Raw genomic sequence first — 18,281 nt, forward strand, 5'->3', positions numbered from 1 at the left:
ATGTCATACTCAGCAGTATTGCTTGTAGGAATAGGAGGCACTATAGGCGCTATTTTAAGATATCTTGTCTCTGGAGCAGTACCTAGATCATCTATTATTCCCACGGGTACTCTAACCGTGAACGTCATCGGAAGTTTTATTCTCTCATATCTGACATTCTCTGGAGCTTACGGTGAAATTGTTTATTTTGTTAATGTCGGGATATTGGGTGCATTTACCACCTTCTCTACTTTTTCATATGAGAGCTTTCGCCTTCTTGAAAACAATGAATCCCGATATTTTATCCTTAATGTCGGCCTTAATCTATTTCTGTGTCTGGCTGCTGTAAAAGCTGGTCAATTGCTGGTAAACTTAATCTAATAAGCGCCAAATAGGTGAATTATAATGAAGCATGTGATCCTTAGGATATACCTCAGCGAAAAAGATTCGTATAGAGGAAAAGCTGCTTATCATGCAGTAATAGAATTTTTCAAAGGGGCTGGCATTGCCGGGGCGACAGTGCATCATTGCCTGGAAGGTTATGGTGTGGATCACATCATTCACACGGCAAATGTGCTCAGGCTTGGTGCCGATCTTCCCATTATAGTGCAGGCTGTAGATACGGAGGATAATATCCGTAATGTCATCCCACAATTGCGTCAAATGCTTCCGCGTGAACTTATGATCTTGCAGGAAGTGGAGGTAATACCTCCTTCTCAGGTTAAAAATAGTTGAACTTTAATTTCACTTATACAGTACCAAACTATTGCCTCTTATTTCTACTATTTGTGAGGCTGTGGCGCTTGCAAGTTCATTTGCGATTGATTCGGTATCTTTTTCTTCCCTTGAGCTTTTTAATGTTTTTATTTTTATCATGCGGTTTGCTTTAAGATGCTTCTTGATCTCTTCAACTACTGTGTCAGTGATCCCGTTCTTTCCAATGTTTATAATTGGTTTCAGTTGTGAAGCCTGTGCTTTAAGTTCATATAATTTGTCTTTGTCCATAGCTGTTCCCCAACTCTTTTCATGTTCAAATAATCTGTGATATAAAATGTCATTTCTTATTGTCAAAGGTATGCAGCAGATAGAAATCAGTTTGGACCGTTTTTATTTACAGTCTCTCAGTTTCAGTTGTTTGCCTTCTACCTCATATTCAAACCAAGGTGTTGGTTTTGGAGTTAGTCCCACTACTCTTATACAGTGATGTTCTCCGCTTGCACGGATCTCAATCATGCCATCAAAAAGCTGCTGAAGAGTGGTTATTGTTTGTTGGTCATGCATTCCGTCTTCAACAACATATATTCCGAATCCTCCTGCTGCTTTCACTCTTCCGGTGAACACATGGAGGAATTTAAATACTGTCTGAAGGTTGGAGTACATCAATATCGTTGAAAGGGAATTCATACAAAGTCTGTTTGGAATTCTCTTTTTCATAACAAAATCTTCAAAGAACTGACTGATCTTCACACCAATTCCGGTCAGGTCTACAGGACTGGAAGCACGTTTTATCTTTTCGGTCTCAGGGGCTCCCATTCCAAGTGTCTTAGTAACGCAATCCACAACTCCAATATCAGATTCTGATATATTGATTCCGTTGCGGTTAAACCATTCAAAGAATCTTTCTCCGGGTTCTCGGGTAGATACGACTATTGATGAATTTCCGTTCATAAGGCCGTTATAAACTATAAGGTTCAGAAGCTCATCTTTAGAACTCATGGGGGGACCTATCATCATAATATTTGTTCCCTCCCTGATATCACCAAGGATCTCATCGAGCTCTTTAATGCCTAATGAATATCCTGTCATGCATAACCTTCTGAATGATTTTTTTAATTTGCCGTTTTTCTTCTATTTGGTAGAATGTAGCGATGTATAATATCTTTACTGGTATATAACACATATTATAGAATCTTACTTTTATACTGTTCTCCCAAGATGCTTCAAAATATGACCTGCTTCCTGTAGAATAATCTCTGAAAATGCAAGCTTTACTGCGTTTGGGGATCCTGGAAGACAAAATATCACTTTGTTATTCACCGTTCCGGCACAAGCTCTTGTAAGGACCACCGAACTACCTATTTGTTCGATACTAAGATATCTGAAATATTCTCCAAAACCCTGTATTTCCTTATGGAACAAAGGAGATACGGCTTCTATAGTTACATCATCCGGACTGAGTCCAGTGCCTCCGCTGGTTACGATCAGATTTACATCTTCATGCACCATGCGTGAAATTAGATCTTTTATGACAGCTTCGTCATCAGGGACCAATGAATAGGACATCACTTCATGTCCACTTTCTTTCACTAAGTTGTACATCAGGTCTCCTGATAAGTCTTCAGCTTCTTGTGGGGACCTAACAGGGCCATATTTATTGAACCTTGATGTTGAAACAGTAATTAGCGCGAATCGTATGTTTCCTTTTATATTTTGTTTGTGAGATAGTGGGGTTGAGGATTGCATAAGCATTGATATATTGGAATTATCTATATGAACCGCTCGACAGTCAGCAAGATATAATAAGTATTGGGGAATAAGGCTTATAAACTCCAACGTAGTAAAGGAAGAGCCTTTACTCTAGGTAATTCACCAGAGGACTCAACAGATTCAAATACCTACATTATCTATAAGGAGCCAGATTCTATTCTGGGAACTTATTCATAACACTATTAGGAGATTTTATTCATGGTAAGAAAGCCAGCAAGTATGTACAGGAACGTCAGACAACGTTCATTCACTCGCAGAAAATACATGGGTGGTGTTCCGGGAAGCCAGGTCATCCACTACGACATGGGTAGTAAAACTGAAGATTTCCCCGTAAAACTCTCCCTAATTGCCAAAGAAAGATGTCAGATCAGACATACTGCTCTTGAAGCTGCCCGTATTACTGCCAACAGGGCTGTAATGAATGCAGCTGGCCGTGCAGGTTACCACCTGAAACTCAGGGTATATCCTCATGAGGTCCTGAGGGAGAACAAGCAGGCAACTGGTGCAGGAGCAGACCGTGTATCAAGCGGTATGAGAGGCGCCTACGGAAAGAACGTGGGAACTGCTGCCAGGGTGTCCGCTGGGCAAAAGATCTTCACCGTATCCGTGAACAAAGAGAACTACGCTATCGCTAAGGATGCACTGAGGCGTGCAGGTCAGAAACTCCCCACACCCGTGAGAATAGTAATTGACCAGGGATTAGAACTTGTACAGTAAATCTATATACCGGCATTCCTGAGGTATTATATATGGATAGCTATGAAAAGTTGCTTGACCGCGCGTTAGCCGATCTACCTGATATGGAAACCACCGGTGAACGTTTCGTGGTTCCCGAGCCTAGGGTATTGGTGGAAGGAAAAACTACCATCCTGGATAATTTTGGCAACATAGCGGACGTGTTCAACAGGGAGCCGGACCACTTGATGAAATATCTGACCCGTGAACTCGGTACTGCAGGTAAGATCGAAGGAAGCAGGGCTGTATTCCAGGGTCGTTTCACCAAGGAGATGCTAAAGTCCAACATAGATGCCTATGTTGAAGAGTATGTCATCTGTTCTGAATGTGGCCGCCCAGATACACAGCTTGTCAAAGTAGACAGGGTACTAATGCTCAAGTGTTCTGCATGTGGTGGTCACAGGCCAGTCAAAAAGAGACGCGTTGTAGCTCAGGCCCCGAAAGATGAGATCGAAGAAGGAAAGGAATATGAACTGATGATCGATTCCGTCGGTTCAAAGGGCGATGGTATTGCTAAGTTGTCCAAATATACTATATTCGTTCCTAACACTTCCAAAGGGCAGACTGTAAAAGCTAAGATTAAGAGAATCAGTGGTAATCTGGCCTTTGCAGAAAGGGTTTAAAAGGGGTATCTAAAGTATAGCGAGTAGTAGATTATATCTTACAAACATATAATTTACTATTCAATACTGTTTTAACTTTCCTTCATGGTAGTGCTTGCAGGAATACTTTTTTATGAATTTATCAAATGCGGCTTTATCGAAGATGATTTTATTCTACTTACTCTGGACTAGAGTTTGATAATTCTTCATAAGGTGCATAATTTCTTTATAAAATTGTCATGCAGATATAAGTGCAAAAAGTCTATTCATATCTCCATTACAGTAAAATTTTCTCTTAATTCTGTTAGTACCATATTCCTCTTACTCAAATTTATAAAGTATGGGAGGACTTTACGGCACAACCCTTATCTCAATGGAAATAAATCTGATTCAGACACATTTAATGTAGAAGAATATCCTGCAGATGGAGTGATTCCTCTCCATGTATCAAGGATTGGAAATCAAAGGGTAAGCTCTATAGAAATCCTTAAGATTAGGGGAGTCAAAATGATGAATCTATTCCATCCTTATAGGATCACAGACGCTGGAATTATTGTTGATCTTCATGAACCCATCAGAGGTCAGCAAGCAGTTGTTTTCCGCAGCAGTTCTCAAAAAAGGAGCATATAAATGAATTCCACTGAAGTTTCATCAGAAGGTCTGGAAACTAATATCAATCTGGTGTCAATACCTGGACTTACCATTAAATTACATAAGAGTGATGCATTTATCAAACTCGAAGCAAAAGGTGGGCTAAAAAGAGCTTGTACTCCTTTCCTTGATATGATTAATTCGCGTTTGAAGGACGAAAAGCCTGCTCTGGTTACAGAAGATTATATTGTCGCTTCTACATGGCTCCCTCCCATTCCCAGCAAAGTTTTCAACAGGCTGCTGCTTGCTGAGGTTCAGACAGCACTTGGAAGGTATGTGCCCGAAACAGTCTCCTTTGAGATCACGCGTAAATGTAAGTGCCAGTGTGCGCATTGCGTCATAAGTGGAGGTGAAGGCGAACTTGACACTTCCACTGTAAAAAAGGTCATCGACGAAGCATTGGATATGGGTGCTTTCATAATCACTTTCACGGAAGGTGATCCCATGCTCCGTGAGGATATATTCGAGCTTATAGAGTATGTTGATAAGGAGCGTGCTATCGTCAATATGTACACTCCAGGTACTGAAATGACTCCAGAAGCTGCCAAAAAGCTGAAAGAAGCAGGATTATACAATCTATTGATAAGCATCTACTCTACTGACCCTAAAAAACATGATGAGGTCCGCAGGCTTGATGGTGCTTTTGAGAAAGCTACTTCTGCGATAAAAATGGGTCTTGAGGCAGGATTGCTTGTTACAATGTGTACCCATGTCTCTCCCAAGAACATTGACAACATCCCTGAAATGTATGAGATGGCAGCTTCTCTGGGTGTGCATGAATTCTCCTTATGGGAGAGCATTCCCAAGAAACCGGAAGATCCAATTATTTCCGATCTACAGCGTAAATATATCCTTGATTTCTATCAGCGTATCAACTCCACAAAAGGTGGGCCAAGGATATTTGCAAATACTTATTTTGAAGGTCGCATGCTGGGATGCATGGCAGGACAGCGCTGGATACATTTATGCGTAGAAGGTTCTGTAAAACCTTGTCCTTACATTCCGTTCAGTTACGGTAATGTTCGCGAAGAGTCTCTTAAAACTATATGGAAAAGGATACGTAAAAGCTCACATTACAGGGGAGAACGCTATAGCTGTAAGATGCATGATCCTGCATTCCTGGGATTGGTGAGGAGTATCCCGGAGAGTGAGTCTGCACCCTACGATTTCAGGCTGTTGGAAAAATAGCCTTTATCTTTTACAATAAGAACATTTACATATAACTAGGTGTTTTTACTATTGCCAGGCAGCCAGCGGCATGTATAATATTTATATCAACATACATAGGACCTAGATCCCTCATGAACGTAAAACTCGATCCGTGGAGCTCAACTAACATTGAAGACTATTCTAAATTATTTGAGGAATTTGGAATAATGCCTTTTGATGCTTTATATTCCCGTATAGAAGATCCTCACAGATTAATGCGCAGGAAATTGATCTTCGGCCATCGCAGTTATGAGCATGTGCTTGATGCAATGCAGAATAAAGACCCATTTGCCGTAATGAGTGGATTCATGCCATCCGGCAGAATACATCTTGGGCATAAGATGGTTATGGAAGAGATAATATGGCATCAGCAGAAAGGTGCAGATGCATTTGTGGGAATAGCTGATCGTGAAGCGCACTCAGTAAGAGGTATTCCATGGGAGAAATGCAGGGATACGGGCATCAATGAGTACATCGTGAGCCTCATTGCCCTTGGTTTTGAACCAAATGGGCACATTTATTTCCAGTCCACTTCGGATAATGTGAAAGACCTTTCTTTTGAACTCGGTTCAAAGGCTAATTTTTCAGAACTAAGTGCTATATATGGATTTTCCGGAGAAACAAGTGTATCCCACATGGTAAGTGCAGTAACGCAGAGTGCTGATATCCTTCATCCTCAGCTTGAGGAGTACGGAGGTCCAAAACCAACTGTTATCCCGGTAGGTGCTGATCAGGACCCACATATCCGTCTTACCCGCGGACTTGGTCACAAGATGAACATGTTCAAAATAGAAGGAAGAGAAGATAAAGACGGTAAGCATTATTTCAGTATACGCAGTAAAGCAGCTCCCGAAGGAGCATTAGAAGAACTGCATGATATCATTCCGGGAAATACAAAACTCTTCGAAGGCCATCTGGATGTTCTTGAAGCTGATGACTTTGATCAATTGTTAAAGACGGTCAGGGAAGTTGAGCTTCGTTATGGAGGATATGCATTTGTCCCGCCCGCAGCTACTTATCATCGTTTCATGTCCGGTCTGCAGGGCGGAAAAATGTCAAGCAGTATCCCTGAAAGTCATATTGCTCTTCTCGATGATCCCAAGGAAGGGGCAAAAAAGGTAAAGCGTGCCAAGACTGGAGGCCGTATGAGCCTTGAGGAGCAAAAGAAACTCGGTGGCGAACCCGAAAAATGCTCTGTGTTCGAGCTTTTGCTTTTCCATCTCATGGAAGATGACCAGGAGCTTTTGCAGATCCGTGAGGAGTGTATCACGGGACAAAGGACCTGTGGCAGCTGTAAGAATCTGGCTGCCGAAAGAATGGAGAAGTTCCTGAAGGATCACCAGGAGAAAAGGGAACTGGCCAGGGAAAGACTTGATGAGTACGGCTTATGAATATGATAATGACTTAGATCAGGTGTGATAATGAACCACCAGTATAATCTTACTACTAACGAGAAAATTGTTCTGATAAAGCTGGGGATACAAGGAAAATCAACTCCAGTAGAACTTGCGCAGATTTCCGGACTAAAGATAGAGACTTTGGTCCAGTCTGCTTTTATGCTGCAAGAGAAAGGACTTGCTGAGGTGTCGGAGCAGGTTCTGGAAACATACAGCCTTACTTCAGAGGGCGAAGAGTATGCGAGGTGTGGTCTTCCTGAAAGACAAATGATCTCAGCTATTTCCGGTCCCACTTCTCTGGAAGAGCTTAAAGGAAAAGTATCACCTAAAACAGTGGGGATTGCTACCGGATGGCTTCGCCGCAAAGGATGGGCCAATATCGAGCAGGGAAATGTAGTCCCTTCAGGTAAAGCAGAGATAGGTGATGATGAAAAGGCACTTGCTAATTTAAGCAATGGCAAGGTCACACTTGAGCAGCTGGGAGTGAATACTACTACTATACAGGATCTCCTGAAACGCAAACTTGTAAGCCGGAATGAAGAGAAGTTGAGAACTATAGGGATCACTTCTGCAGGTAAAGAGCTCGTACTTGAGGGCATCACTTTGGAGGAAGAGGTTGCTCAACTTACTTCCGAGATGCTAAAGAGTGGAGAATGGAAAGAGAAAAATTTCAGGCCCTATAATATTCATCCCCTGCCCCGTGCTGTTTATGGAGCAAAGATCCATCCATATCAGCGTCTTATAGACCAGATGCGCCAGATCTTCCTGGAAATGGGCTTCACTGAAATAAAAGGTGACATTGTACAGAGTTCTTTCTGGAACTTCGATGCGCTCTTCCAGCCACAGGATCATCCTGCCAGAGAGATGCAGGATACTTTCCACCTTGAAGAGACTTCAGATCTTCCAGAGGAGTACAAAGATAAGGTATGTGCCATGCATGAGCATGGAGGAGATCTTGAATCAAAGGGATGGGGTGGCAAGTGGAGTGAGGAAATTGCCTGTAAGAATGTTCTCAGGACACATACCACTGCTGTAACCATCAAATACCTTGCTGATCACCCTGAATCACCTATCAAGGCATTCTCGATTGACAGAGCATACCGCAGGGAAACTATCGATCCGACCCACACTCCGGAATTCGAGCAACTGGAGGGGGTGGTCATGGATAAAGATATGACTTTCGCCAATCTTCTGGGCTTGCTATCAGAATTCTATCACAGAATGGGATTCAAGGATGTGCGCTTCAGGCCTGGCTACTTCCCTTACACAGAACCCAGTGTGGAACCTGAGGTTTACGTTGAGGGACTTGGCTGGGTAGAGCTTGGAGGTGCAGGTGTTTTCAGGAAGGAAGTTACCGATCCGCTTGGCATCAAATACCCTGTGCTTGCCTGGGGTCTGGGAGTAAGCCGTCTGGCAATGCTCAAACTGGACCTTAAAGACCTGCGCGAATTGTATCAGTCGGATATCGATTGGTTGCGCAAAACTCCTTCTCCGAGGCTCTAAGAGCCTCTCTGTTATTTGCTCTACACTCTTTTAATCTATTCTCTTATCATTGGTTTTGAATTTTGCTTTGTATGCACTATTCCCATAATATATGCAGGGATGCAACCTATAGCCGTGCAGGTTTCCAGGGATATTCCGGCTGAAGTGATATCAAGGTGAAGGGGAGCTTGTTCGAACATTTCTTTTGGAAGCCCTTTTCTGCCAAGGCCAACAAGCAACAAGTATGAACTTTTCCTGAGTATTCCGTTTGCAATCTCATCAGGAGTTATGGCACGTTTCTTTTCAGGTTTCGAAGTTGTTACAATCGCTGTGCCAAATTGAGGCTGAAAACCTTTTTTTGGCAAATCGAAAACAAAGAAATGACCCTTCTCGTATAACAGACGCAGGTATTTACCAGATTCACCTATGGTGGTCTTATCGGTAACATATTCCACGAGTTCTTCGGCGGTCATATTGAAGGGAAAATCGTATAGTGCAAGTCTAAATCCAAATGCATGGCAGATGGGAGCTGCTCTTGCAATGGCACGGTAATGAGCATCCAGTACTTTGATCTTGTCATATGTGTTGATTATTCCCATTGTCAGCATATTATTTCCTCAGTTCCAGGCACATAACAGCTTGCTTGCAATTGTTAAATCTGTCGCAAGCAATACAATCGTTCCACAGTTCTTTTTTTATTGCATTTTCCAGGGCAACGAAACCCACTTTTTCAAAGAATCCCGAAGCTGTAGTGCGTACATATATCCGTTCATTGTCTTTACAGAGGGTAGAGGCAAGTTCTTTTACCAATAAAGCACCTATGCCTTTTCCCCTGTAGTTGGGATGCACTGCAATGGTATGCAGTTCAGGACATTCGTTTTGTTTGAAGGAGGCTATGCCAATTATCTTATTTTCCAATGTTGCAACAATAAAATCACTATAACCTAATCCATCAATATCAAGAAAGTAAGTAGATGCAATGCACTCAATATCATGCATATCCTGCGCTGTTGCAAGTCGAGTATGGATATCACTTGCTAACGACTTCATCAAGGCTCCCACTCCTGAAACCTTCCATGTCAAGGGTTACGTAATGAAACCCAAGCCTTTTAAGCTCATTCACAATACCTTCTTTTTTTTCTATAACCGCTGGAAAATCAGAAGATTTTACTTCTATTCTGGCAACATCCCCATGGTCACGAACTCTGAATTGAGTAAATCCCAAATTAAATATGTATTTTTCTGCAGATTTCACTCTTGAAATCCCTTCGGGTGTGATTTTTTTTCCATAGGGAATACGTGATGCAAGGCATGGAGAAGATGGCTTTTTGGCAACTGACAATCCCATATATTCGGCCATTTGCCTGATCTCTTCCCTGGTCACTGAGAATTGGAGGAAGGGCGATATAACTCGTTCATTCATTTCTGCAACAGCCTGCATACCAGGGCGATTTCCTTGCATTTCTGTTATGTTCGTACCTTCTATCACCACTTCAGAACCTTCTTTTTTTGCTGCCTCCAGGAGAAGTTCAAGTATTGATCTCTTGCAGTAGTAGCACCTTTTTGGAGAATTCTCTACAAATTCTGGTACATTAAACTCATCGAAATCTATAACTTTGTGCCTGATCCCAATCTCTCTGGCAATATTTTCTGCCATTTGCAGCTCTCCTTCTGGCAAGGAATGCATATTGATGGTGACTGCCAGTGCATTATTGCCCAATACTTCGTAGGCAAGGGCAGCAAGAGTAGAACTATCCACTCCGCCTGAGAACGCGACTAATGCGCTGCTCTTTGAAGCAAGCGCCTCTTTTATCTGTTTCATTTTGTCAAAGAACATCAATATTGTCTATCTTCGAAGATGTATATTTACACCTCGCAGACCACTAAAGATAATATATAGAGATGTCATAATAATCGCAGTTACCGGTGATAAATATGAAACTTTTTGGAACTAATGGAGTAAGAGGCATAGCTAATGAGTATATGAATCCTCGGATGGTAATGGATATTGTAAGAAGCCTGGGCACTTTAATGGGCAATAAAGGCACTGTTGCCATTGGCAGAGATACCCGAATATCAGGTGATATGCTCAAATCTGCTGCAATTGCAGGTGCTTTATCATCCGGCCTTACGGTTATCGATGTAGGTATTGTCCCAACTCCTTCCATACAGTACTATGTGCGCGATCATGCCGATGCGGGAATAGTTATCACTGCATCTCACAATCCCAGAGAATACAATGGTATAAAATTAATAGCCGGTGATGGTACTGAGATGTCCCGAGAAGACGAGGGGAAGGTAGAAAAGATATATTTCTCTAGGGAATTCAAACCAGCCGCCTGGGAGTACACGGGAGACTTCAGGCATGATGTCAATGCCAATGATATTTACATAGAAGGCATAATCAACTCTATAAATGCAGATCTTGTCAGGCAGAAGAAGTTCAAAGTAGTAGCAGATACAGGTTGTGGAGCAGGTTCTGTTACTTTGCCTTTCTTGTTGCGCCGTTTGGGATGCGAGGTAATTACTATCAATGCACAGGCAGACGGTACTTTCCCTTCACGTAATCCTGAGCCCACACCAGATGCTCTTACAGATCTCGCTAATCTCGTTATTAAGGAAGGGGCTCAGATGGGTGTCGCACATGATGGTGATGCGGACAGAGCTGTGTTTTTTGATGAGAATGGAAAATTCATTGATGAAGAAATTTTGCTTGCAATGATGGCAAAATACGTTCTTCAACAAAAGAAAGGAACACTTGTGACTCCTGTAAGTTCTTCCCAGAGAATGCTCGATGTTGCAAAAGAAGCAGGTGTGGATCTGATATGGACTGCCGTAGGTTCTATCAATGTCGCACGTAAGATGATGGACGTGGGAGCAGTATTTGGTGGTGAAGGCAATGGAGGACTTATCTTCCCTGAGCACCAGTATTGCAGAGATGGTGCTATGTCCTGTGCAAAGCTGCTGGAGATTATGGCAGACGGAAAAACGCTTTCTGAAATGGCAAAGAGCGTACCTGCATATTTCAACTCAAAAACAAAAGTAGAATGCCATGATCCAAAAGTTATCATGGAAAAACTGAAGGCAGAGGTCGCTACTGGCCAAATGAAAGTTGATACTACGGACGGTGTCAAGATCTGGTATGAGGATGGATGGGTGTTGATCAGGCCATCAGGCACCGAACCTATTATACGCATATTTGCAGAATCCAGGACAAACGAGAGAGCTTTAGAGTTGATGAATAATGGAGTTCAACTAGTGGAAAAGTATGCATAAGCTTGTCTTATGCTTTTCCTCTTGATTCTCCAAGCACGATTCCCGTTGCTATAAGGTGAGCCACCCTAAGAGGTTCAGGGATATTACTCCTGGTGGCTGTGAGCTGTACGATTTTTGCTGCATGTTCTGGTTCTATGCCTGCATGCTGGATGTATACTGGCTGTGCTCTTTTTTTTGTTTGCACTTTTGTTATTTCACCAGCCTTCAGTATGATGTCCATTCTTTTTTTTGGTTCAGGAAGATAGGCGAGGGCATCTTCTATCTTTCTAAAATTTGGATATGCTCTCATGACCACTATTACGGGGATGCCTGTCTGTTCCCATGTATAATTAATATCCACCGGATTGAAACCAGCATAGGTTACTCCATCAAGCATGATGACACGTATCTGTCCGAAATGTTTACTGGATCTTGCCATTTCTACAATGGCATCCGTACTATCCATACCATCTTTTGTAACGTATGAGCGCATCACTCCATCGAGCCATCCCCCGCCTCTGAAAAAGGCTCCGACTATCATTATCTGATCCCTTATCAATGCAGAATCATCTATACCAAGCACTCTTATCTCATTTTTTATGTGGAATGATCTATACACAAGAGTAAATTGTCCGCTGATAAAAAAAATTAATTGTCAACCACGAACATCAGCCAAACATTGTCTGTGGTTGATCGGTAATTACCTGAACGGAATACTTTACAGGTGACATTACTTTCTTCACTGATCTGAGGAAGTGATCCATTTCTACCTGTTCTCTATCTTCTCTTACAGCAAGCATACCAGCTTCCATAGCGATAGCACTAAGGTCTGCACCGCTCACTCCTTCCGCAAGAGTTGCAAGTTTCTTGAAATCAATATCCTTTGCAATTCTCATATTCCTTGTATGGATCTTGAGGATCAGTTCTCTTGCACTGGCATCAGGCATAGGTACGTTGACAATCCTGTCAAATCTGCCGGGGCGCAATATGGCGGGATCAAGTACATCCAAACGGTTGGTTGCAGCTATTATGCGCACTTCACCACGGTTGTCAAAACCATCCATCTCGGCCAGAAGCTGCATAAGCGTACGCTGGACTTCACGATCCGCACCATTGGTGTCATTAAGACGCCTTGAGGCAATGGCATCAAGCTCATCGATGAATATAATGGATGGTGCTTTTTTCCTTGCCATGGCAAAGATTTCGCGCACAAGTTTTGCCCCGTCACCTATGTATTTCTGTATAAGCTCCGAACCAACGACTCTGATAAAGGTAGCTTCTGTCCTGTTAGCCACCGCTTTTGCAAGCAGGGTTTTCCCTGTACCTGGTTCTCCAAAAAGCAATACTCCTTTTGGAGGAGAAATGCCTATTTTGGCAAAAGCCTCAGGTTTAGTAAGTGGCAGTTCAACAGATTCCACTATCTCCTGTACCTGCTCATCAAGACCGCCTATCTGGTCATAATCCACATCCTGTGGATCAACCACTTCCATAGCATTTACCATAGGCTCCTCGGTGAAGGGTATTACATCAACAACGGCAAGTGTCTGTTGGTTCAAAGCCACAGTAGCACCAGGTACCAGAGCTTCATCGTCTATGAATTGGGATACTCCAACCAGAAATTGGGGGCCAGTACTGCTTTTAACAAGTACCTTGTCATTACCAATTACATCTATTACAGTCGCCACTACAAGCGGAGCGGTCTTCAATCTATCAATCTCAGCCTGCATCCTGCGAACTTCGCGTTCGAATTTAAGTTTTTGGCTTTCTACATATCTTTTTTCCGACTCCATCTGGTCGCATTGCTCTTTAAGAAGAGTGTTGCGGGACTCCAGTTGTTTCATGCGGTCCAGCAGGTATTTGGAAAAATCTTCGTCACTTTCTGAACCAGCATATTCATAGTTTTTCCTGTCTGCTCCCGCGGGAGCAAACCTTTTAGTGTCTGCTTCACTGGTCTCGTTCATACAGCTCCGAACATTATTTAAGCGCATACGATATATAGCCCTTTCGAAAAAAGGCTATGTAGGCTTTTAAGAGTGATTTGTGTATGCAATGCGAAATATGTGGTGAAGATATTCGTGGAAGTCCTTTTAAGATTACTATCGATGGTAGCGAACTGACTGTATGCACCAAATGCTCCCAGTACGGTACCCCCGCCAACAAGCACTCGCCGGTCTCAAGGAAAGTTTCTCCGGTGCAACCGGCGTATGCCAGGCCAAGAAAACCCCAGAGGACTGGATTTGAAAAACTAGCTGAAGAAATCGTGGACAACTATGATCAAGTTATCCGGGAAGCGAGAGAAAAACGTGGCTGGACGCCGGAACAACTTGCAGCGCAAATAAAGGAAAAGGCTACGCTCATTAGGAAATTTGAACGCCGAGAACTTGTTCCTGAAGATAGCGTAAGGGAAAAACTTGAGCGTATCCTTGAGGTCAAACTAATTGAAAAGATTAGTGGCGATGACTGGAAAGGAGATAAGCTCCATAAGGGAACAACCCTTGGCGATATAGTCAATATCAAACGTAAGTGATTGAAAGGAGTTGTAAGTTAATGAGCCTTAAGGACAAGAAACTGGGAATAATCGGAACTGGCAAGATGGGATCTGCTCTCATAAAAGGCATATGTGATTCAGGCATAATCTCTTCCTCCGATATTTATGCAAGTGATGTGTATGAGGTTGGACTTGAAAAAATGAGGTCTGAATTGGGTATCAACGTATCCACTGATAATATTGTTACAGTCTCTAATTCTGATATCCTCTTGCTTGCTGTAAAACCTCAGATATTGAAGAGTGTTCTAAAACCACTGAAAGAGCAAATTACTTCTGATAAACTTGTGATCTCAATAGCTGCTGGTGTCCCCCTCCAGGAGATCACAAAGGAACTGTTGCCTGGTACGAAGGTCATTCGTGTGATGCCAAATATAGCCGCAACTGTTGCAGAGGCTGCATCTGCACTTTGTCCCGGTCCCACAGTTTCAATGGATGATGCTGAGTGCGCCCTTGAGATTTTCAGGTCTGTGGGAAGTGCTATTATCGTTCAGGAAAAACTGATGGATGCGGTAACGGGACTTTCAGGGAGTGGACCTGCATATATATTCCCTATCATTGAAGCTATGGCTGACGGTGGTGTATATGAAGGCCTGGATAGAGAAAGCGCACTTATATTAGCAGCTCAGACAGTTCTTGGCGCAGCAAAGATGGCTCTTGAGTACCATGCCCATCCCGGAGAACTCAAGGACATGGTAACATCTCCTGCAGGGACCACTATCAGGGGTATTCGGGTACTTGAAGAAAGGGGTGTTCGCGCTGCTTTCATGAATGCAGTTATTGCTGCTTCACAAAGGTCCCGAGAACTCGGCGAATAAAATTTAATGGAAAACTATATATTAAAATAGAATTTAGTAAATGTTGAGCATTTGAAATTTAAAATAACAAAATTCTTATATCGAGAACTGTAAATTATGTCTGAAATAAAAAAGGGGGATTGTAGTTTGACCAGAGGGATTGACATTAAGTCGTTTGCTGTCATAAGGGCGGACAATGCCGACAAGGTTAATGTAGCATTGCATGATCTTGAACATTATGGTCATCTACGTTTTCTATCAAAGCCAAAGCGTATCGAACCTCAGTATGCAGATAACGTTCTTGTGAGTGTGGTAGGAGTACCCCTCAAATCAAAATGCAACTCTGCAGCGCTGGTGGAACTCGATAATAATGCGGGAGCAGCTATCAGTAAGCTTCGTAAGATCCATCCGCCGGCACATATTGTTATTGTGAGTCCCAGGCATAAAGTCTACGAGGAACTGGTTGATAAGGCCGAGTTATACCCTGAGTTTGAACGTAAGTTCGCTTCTCAGGAAAGTACACAATCGGCTTACGGCTAAATGAAAACGTCATCATCAGTGTTGTTATAGTGATAGTCGGGATCAGCTATTTGCCTAAGTTTTACAATATGGGTGTATAGGCTTTCCACGTCCTTTATATCCTTTTGTACAAGGGATAGGATACGCCTTCGCAGTTGGCATTGTATTTTGATGCCATAATGGTCCAGATGCTCAGTTATCTTTTTTTCAAGAATCATACCTCTTCGGTCCCAGTCTGTTAATATGACTACCTCTTTTCCAGTGGCAGCGACATTTTCACAGATATCTGTTAATGGATGGTGGGTAACAAGTTCTATTTTCCCTTCGATCCCAAGCTTTCTTAGTGAGATCTGGTCTCTTTTTCCCTCTACTAAAATAATATTTCCTTCTCTGGAAAAACAGAGAAGCTCCTCAAGTAATTCATCAATTAGCTCAAGCCGTCTCCTATATACAAACATAGGTGCTTTGAGCGTTTTTTCGGATCCGGGTATTCTATAACTTTTCGCGTTCTTAGACATGTGATCTATATCAATAACCATTAATCCCCAGATTGATAAGCATTTTCATGCTTCTGTGGTCTGGCATACATCAGTTTCCCGATAATTTGTGATTTGTATAGATCTGTGGAATTGTTCGAACTGCTCGTAATACCGTGCCCTTTCAAGCAAACCATCAAATAGCGTATTCATGCTCTTCACCTCAAATATACGTAGGTCAAGAGCATATATTAACGGGTTCCAAGCTGGGTGAAAGTAATTGGTTCGTTTGTTCAATCACTTTATCCTTTTCTCGAGAACAGACACTGCAACATCTATCTCTACTGCTTTCAGAAGTACGGACTTCTGGCTGTTTTTAGTTCCACTGATTATATTCACAGAAGAATTGGGTATCTCAAATAATATTGCCAGATGTTCTATCAACTGTTCATTAGCCTTTCCTTTTTGTGCAGCCTGAGAAAGCTTAATTTCGATGCGTTTTCTCCAAGGGTTATACCCACTTGGAATACATGTATGTTTAGAACCAGGAGTAACTTCAAGATCAATTACTGTCCCATCACTAACCTCTCTCAATGCATCCTTGAAAGGCATAGATATAGTAATCTCCGGATTGTATATATCGATAACGAAAAAATGTGTCTATAGCAGCGATAATGCTGTGGCCTGACGCACTAACTCCGGGAGCTCATCCTCTGGAATGTCCGCAGTCCTTCCCAGTTTCCCTCGTGACAGGCTCATTTTGCATTATCTTATGTAGCGCATTATGGTTGACTGTACACTCACTGAAAGGCTCTGCCATATTCTTGTGCAAGGACCTAAAAATGCGCAATCCATGCTTTAGACTATAACTATATCAACATTGCGCACAAATATCTAATAAATCTATAAGGTCGTACGAAAAGCCTGTTACAGCATGAGAAATCTTATTAATGATCATAGACATTTAACGACTTAATTTCACAGTTTCTTCTGTGGATTTACTACTAATACTAACAAGGACACAGCAAAGAGTTTCAAATGTCCAGCGAACAGATAATTTCCGGGAAGATTATCCTGGGACCGGAACCGGAAGTAATCGAAGGATATATCTGCCTAAGAGATGGAGTCATTACTGAAATCGGAGAAGAGAACACGAAAAGTGAGAATATTATTTCTCCTTGTTTGGTGAACTCTCATACTCATATCGGAGATTCAGTTCTCAAAGATCCTATACTTGGGAAGACAGTGGGAAATCGTATAGAACGTGATCTGGATTCTCTAGTAAGGCCGCCTGATGGCCTTAAGCACCGTATACTACAGGCTACTCCGCAGTCAAAACTGGTCGAATCAATGAAAAGGACCATTTTTGATATGATCAATACCGGAACATCTGCTTTTGCAGATTTCAGAGAGGGTAGTGTTGCAGGAACACTTGCATTAAAGGATGCTCTTGAAGATAAAAATATAATCGGTAGAATTCTTGGGCGGATCAGTTTAACAGAAGGAGATAATATTAATGTTGAGTATGAAGCTGAACGCCTGCTGAAAGAATCCTATGGGCTTGGCATAAGTGGCGCTCTGGACATAAAAAAGAATGTATTAGAAACTCTAAGGCAAGCTGCAGCATCATGGAGAAAGCCATTTTTCATCCATGCAGGGGAGAAAAACAGAAATGATATAGGTCCGGCTCTCTCTTTGGATCCTCATGTTCTGATACATATGACACATGCAGAGTCAAGTGATCTGAAGCAGGTTGCAGATGAGCAAAAATCGGTGGTAGTGTGTCCACGATCTAATTTCATAACAGGGGTGGGGATGTCTCCAGTCGAAAAAATGCTTGATCTTGGGATTACTGTAGGTGTGGGGACTGATAATGTGATGCTGAATTCTCCTAATATGTTTGCTGAAATGGAGGTTTTGGTAAAGATATTTGGCATTGATGACAGACAAGTATTTATGATGTGTACGCTTAACGGTGCATCAATATTGGACATCAATGAAATCGGGTACATTGCAAAAGGCTTCAGTCCAAAGATAATGGTACTAAACGGAAGTTCTGATAACCTCATAGGTATAACAGATCCTATCAGAGGTATTGTGCGCCGGGCAAGGCCTGATGATATCCTTACAGTTATCAATTAATATGT

General features: G+C 42.3%; 24 protein-coding genes. 13 read left to right on the forward strand and 11 right to left on the reverse strand.

Annotated features, from left to right (window positions below; translation table 11 throughout):
• Together ACC612_RS01110 and ACC612_RS01115 are read left to right on the forward strand one after the other, a co-directional pair.
• On the forward strand, window positions 1-360 hold the full coding sequence (locus ACC612_RS01110; RefSeq protein WP_371852611.1) for a CrcB family protein: 360 nt from the start codon (window positions 1-3) through the stop codon (window positions 358-360).
• A 24-nt stretch (window positions 361-384) separates the two neighbouring features.
• The gene (locus ACC612_RS01115; protein ID WP_371852612.1) at window positions 385-714 is read left to right on the forward strand and encodes a DUF190 domain-containing protein; all 330 of its coding nucleotides are present in this window, start codon (window positions 385-387) and stop codon (window positions 712-714) included.
• A 9-nt stretch (window positions 715-723) separates the two neighbouring features.
• Here ACC612_RS01115 and ACC612_RS01120 read toward each other — a convergent pair whose 3' ends face one another.
• The 3 genes from ACC612_RS01120 to ACC612_RS01130 all read right to left on the reverse strand — a co-directional run bounded on the left by ACC612_RS01120 (window position 724) and on the right by ACC612_RS01130 (window position 2,448).
• Entirely contained in the window at window positions 724-984 is a 261-nt protein-coding gene (locus tag ACC612_RS01120; protein WP_371852614.1) for a YhbY family RNA-binding protein, read from the reverse strand.
• Between the two features lie 102 nt (window positions 985-1,086).
• Complete coding sequence (locus tag ACC612_RS01125) at window positions 1,087-1,785, reverse strand: RAD55 family ATPase (RefSeq protein WP_371852615.1); 699 nt, start codon at window positions 1,783-1,785, stop codon at window positions 1,087-1,089.
• Window positions 1,786-1,896: 111 nt separating this feature from the next.
• Window positions 1,897-2,448 (reverse strand): molybdenum cofactor biosynthesis protein B, encoded by a 552-nt coding sequence (locus ACC612_RS01130; protein ID WP_371852616.1) that lies wholly within the window; start codon window positions 2,446-2,448, stop codon window positions 1,897-1,899.
• A gap of 216 nt (window positions 2,449-2,664) precedes the next feature.
• On the opposite strand from ACC612_RS01130, the gene ACC612_RS01135 reads away from it, so the two are divergent.
• The 6 genes from ACC612_RS01135 to ACC612_RS01160 all read left to right on the forward strand — a co-directional run bounded on the left by ACC612_RS01135 (window position 2,665) and on the right by ACC612_RS01160 (window position 8,563).
• Window positions 2,665-3,183, forward strand: a complete 519-nt coding sequence (locus tag ACC612_RS01135) for a 50S ribosomal protein L16 (protein WP_371852618.1) — start codon at window positions 2,665-2,667, stop codon at window positions 3,181-3,183.
• A gap of 32 nt (window positions 3,184-3,215) precedes the next feature.
• Entirely contained in the window at window positions 3,216-3,824 is a 609-nt protein-coding gene (locus ACC612_RS01140; RefSeq protein ID WP_371852619.1) for a translation initiation factor IF-2 subunit beta, read from the forward strand.
• 192 nt (window positions 3,825-4,016) lie between these two features.
• Window positions 4,017-4,433, forward strand: coding sequence for an ATPase domain-containing protein (locus ACC612_RS01145; RefSeq protein ID WP_371852698.1), 417 nt, complete (start codon window positions 4,017-4,019; stop codon window positions 4,431-4,433).
• Window positions 4,434-5,642, forward strand: coding sequence for a radical SAM/SPASM domain-containing protein (locus ACC612_RS01150; protein ID WP_371852620.1), 1,209 nt, complete (start codon window positions 4,434-4,436; stop codon window positions 5,640-5,642).
• Between the two features lie 113 nt (window positions 5,643-5,755).
• Window positions 5,756-7,054, forward strand: coding sequence for a tryptophan--tRNA ligase (locus ACC612_RS01155; RefSeq protein ID WP_371852621.1), 1,299 nt, complete (start codon window positions 5,756-5,758; stop codon window positions 7,052-7,054).
• A gap of 30 nt (window positions 7,055-7,084) precedes the next feature.
• Entirely contained in the window at window positions 7,085-8,563 is a 1,479-nt protein-coding gene (locus ACC612_RS01160) for a phenylalanine--tRNA ligase subunit alpha (protein ID WP_371852622.1), read from the forward strand.
• A gap of 35 nt (window positions 8,564-8,598) precedes the next feature.
• On the opposite strand, the gene ACC612_RS01165 is transcribed toward ACC612_RS01160, so the two are convergent.
• Genes ACC612_RS01165 through larE form a run of 3 tightly spaced genes read right to left on the reverse strand, consistent with a single transcriptional unit; the run spans window position 8,599 to window position 10,364 of the window.
• Window positions 8,599-9,150: a DUF531 domain-containing protein gene (locus ACC612_RS01165; RefSeq protein WP_371852623.1), complete on the reverse strand. Its 552-nt coding sequence runs from the start codon at window positions 9,148-9,150 to the stop codon at window positions 8,599-8,601.
• Window position 9,151: 1 nt separating this feature from the next.
• Window positions 9,152-9,592 (reverse strand): GNAT family N-acetyltransferase, encoded by a 441-nt coding sequence (locus tag ACC612_RS01170; protein ID WP_371852624.1) that lies wholly within the window; start codon window positions 9,590-9,592, stop codon window positions 9,152-9,154.
• Complete coding sequence (gene larE / locus ACC612_RS01175) at window positions 9,573-10,364, reverse strand: ATP-dependent sacrificial sulfur transferase LarE (protein WP_371852625.1); 792 nt, start codon at window positions 10,362-10,364, stop codon at window positions 9,573-9,575. The genes ACC612_RS01170 and larE overlap by 20 nt, the downstream gene beginning before the upstream one ends.
• 113 nt (window positions 10,365-10,477) lie before the next feature.
• Here larE and glmM point away from each other — a divergent pair, with 113 nt between their 5' ends.
• Window positions 10,478-11,818, forward strand: a complete 1,341-nt coding sequence (gene glmM, locus ACC612_RS01180; protein WP_371852626.1) for a phosphoglucosamine mutase — start codon at window positions 10,478-10,480, stop codon at window positions 11,816-11,818.
• A gap of 7 nt (window positions 11,819-11,825) precedes the next feature.
• On the opposite strand, the gene ACC612_RS01185 is transcribed toward glmM, so the two are convergent.
• Window positions 11,826-12,416 carry a DUF99 family protein gene (locus ACC612_RS01185; RefSeq protein ID WP_371852627.1) on the reverse strand — a complete coding sequence of 197 codons (591 nt, stop codon included), beginning with the start codon at window positions 12,414-12,416 and terminating at the stop codon, window positions 11,826-11,828.
• Window positions 12,417-12,465: 49 nt separating this feature from the next.
• Window positions 12,466-13,758, reverse strand: coding sequence for a proteasome-activating nucleotidase (locus ACC612_RS01190; RefSeq protein ID WP_371852628.1), 1,293 nt, complete (start codon window positions 13,756-13,758; stop codon window positions 12,466-12,468).
• Between the two features lie 83 nt (window positions 13,759-13,841).
• Between ACC612_RS01190 and ACC612_RS01195 the strand changes: the two genes are divergently transcribed.
• The 3 genes from ACC612_RS01195 (at window position 13,842) to ACC612_RS01205 (ending at window position 15,679) form a co-directional block, all read left to right on the forward strand.
• Window positions 13,842-14,324: a multiprotein bridging factor aMBF1 gene (locus ACC612_RS01195; RefSeq protein ID WP_371852629.1), complete on the forward strand. Its 483-nt coding sequence runs from the start codon at window positions 13,842-13,844 to the stop codon at window positions 14,322-14,324.
• Window positions 14,325-14,344: 20 nt separating this feature from the next.
• A complete protein-coding gene (gene proC / locus ACC612_RS01200) occupies window positions 14,345-15,160 on the forward strand; it encodes a pyrroline-5-carboxylate reductase (protein ID WP_371852630.1) in 816 nt (271 codons plus the stop codon).
• Window positions 15,161-15,256: 96 nt separating this feature from the next.
• Window positions 15,257-15,679 carry a DUF356 domain-containing protein gene (locus tag ACC612_RS01205; protein ID WP_321420278.1) on the forward strand — a complete coding sequence of 141 codons (423 nt, stop codon included), beginning with the start codon at window positions 15,257-15,259 and terminating at the stop codon, window positions 15,677-15,679.
• Here the strand turns inward: ACC612_RS01205 and ACC612_RS01210 are convergent.
• The 3 genes from ACC612_RS01210 to ACC612_RS01220 form a co-directional block, all read right to left on the reverse strand.
• On the reverse strand, window positions 15,676-16,197 hold the full coding sequence (locus ACC612_RS01210) for a toprim domain-containing protein (RefSeq protein ID WP_371852631.1): 522 nt from the start codon (window positions 16,195-16,197) through the stop codon (window positions 15,676-15,678). The two genes, ACC612_RS01205 and ACC612_RS01210, sit on opposite strands and share 4 nt — an antisense overlap.
• A 24-nt stretch (window positions 16,198-16,221) precedes the next feature.
• Window positions 16,222-16,347, reverse strand: coding sequence for a hypothetical protein (locus tag ACC612_RS01215; RefSeq protein WP_371852632.1), 126 nt, complete (start codon window positions 16,345-16,347; stop codon window positions 16,222-16,224).
• Between the two features lie 84 nt (window positions 16,348-16,431).
• On the reverse strand, window positions 16,432-16,746 hold the full coding sequence (locus ACC612_RS01220; protein WP_371852633.1) for a DUF167 domain-containing protein: 315 nt from the start codon (window positions 16,744-16,746) through the stop codon (window positions 16,432-16,434).
• Window positions 16,747-17,172: 426 nt separating this feature from the next.
• Here ACC612_RS01220 and ACC612_RS01225 point away from each other — a divergent pair, with 426 nt between their 5' ends.
• Window positions 17,173-18,276: an amidohydrolase family protein gene (locus tag ACC612_RS01225; RefSeq protein ID WP_371852634.1), complete on the forward strand. Its 1,104-nt coding sequence runs from the start codon at window positions 17,173-17,175 to the stop codon at window positions 18,274-18,276.
• Window positions 18,277-18,281: the final 5 nt, after the last annotated feature.

The sequence above is a fragment of the Methanomethylovorans sp. genome (assembly GCF_041447285.1).
GTDB lineage: Archaea > Halobacteriota > Methanosarcinia > Methanosarcinales > Methanosarcinaceae > Methanomethylovorans.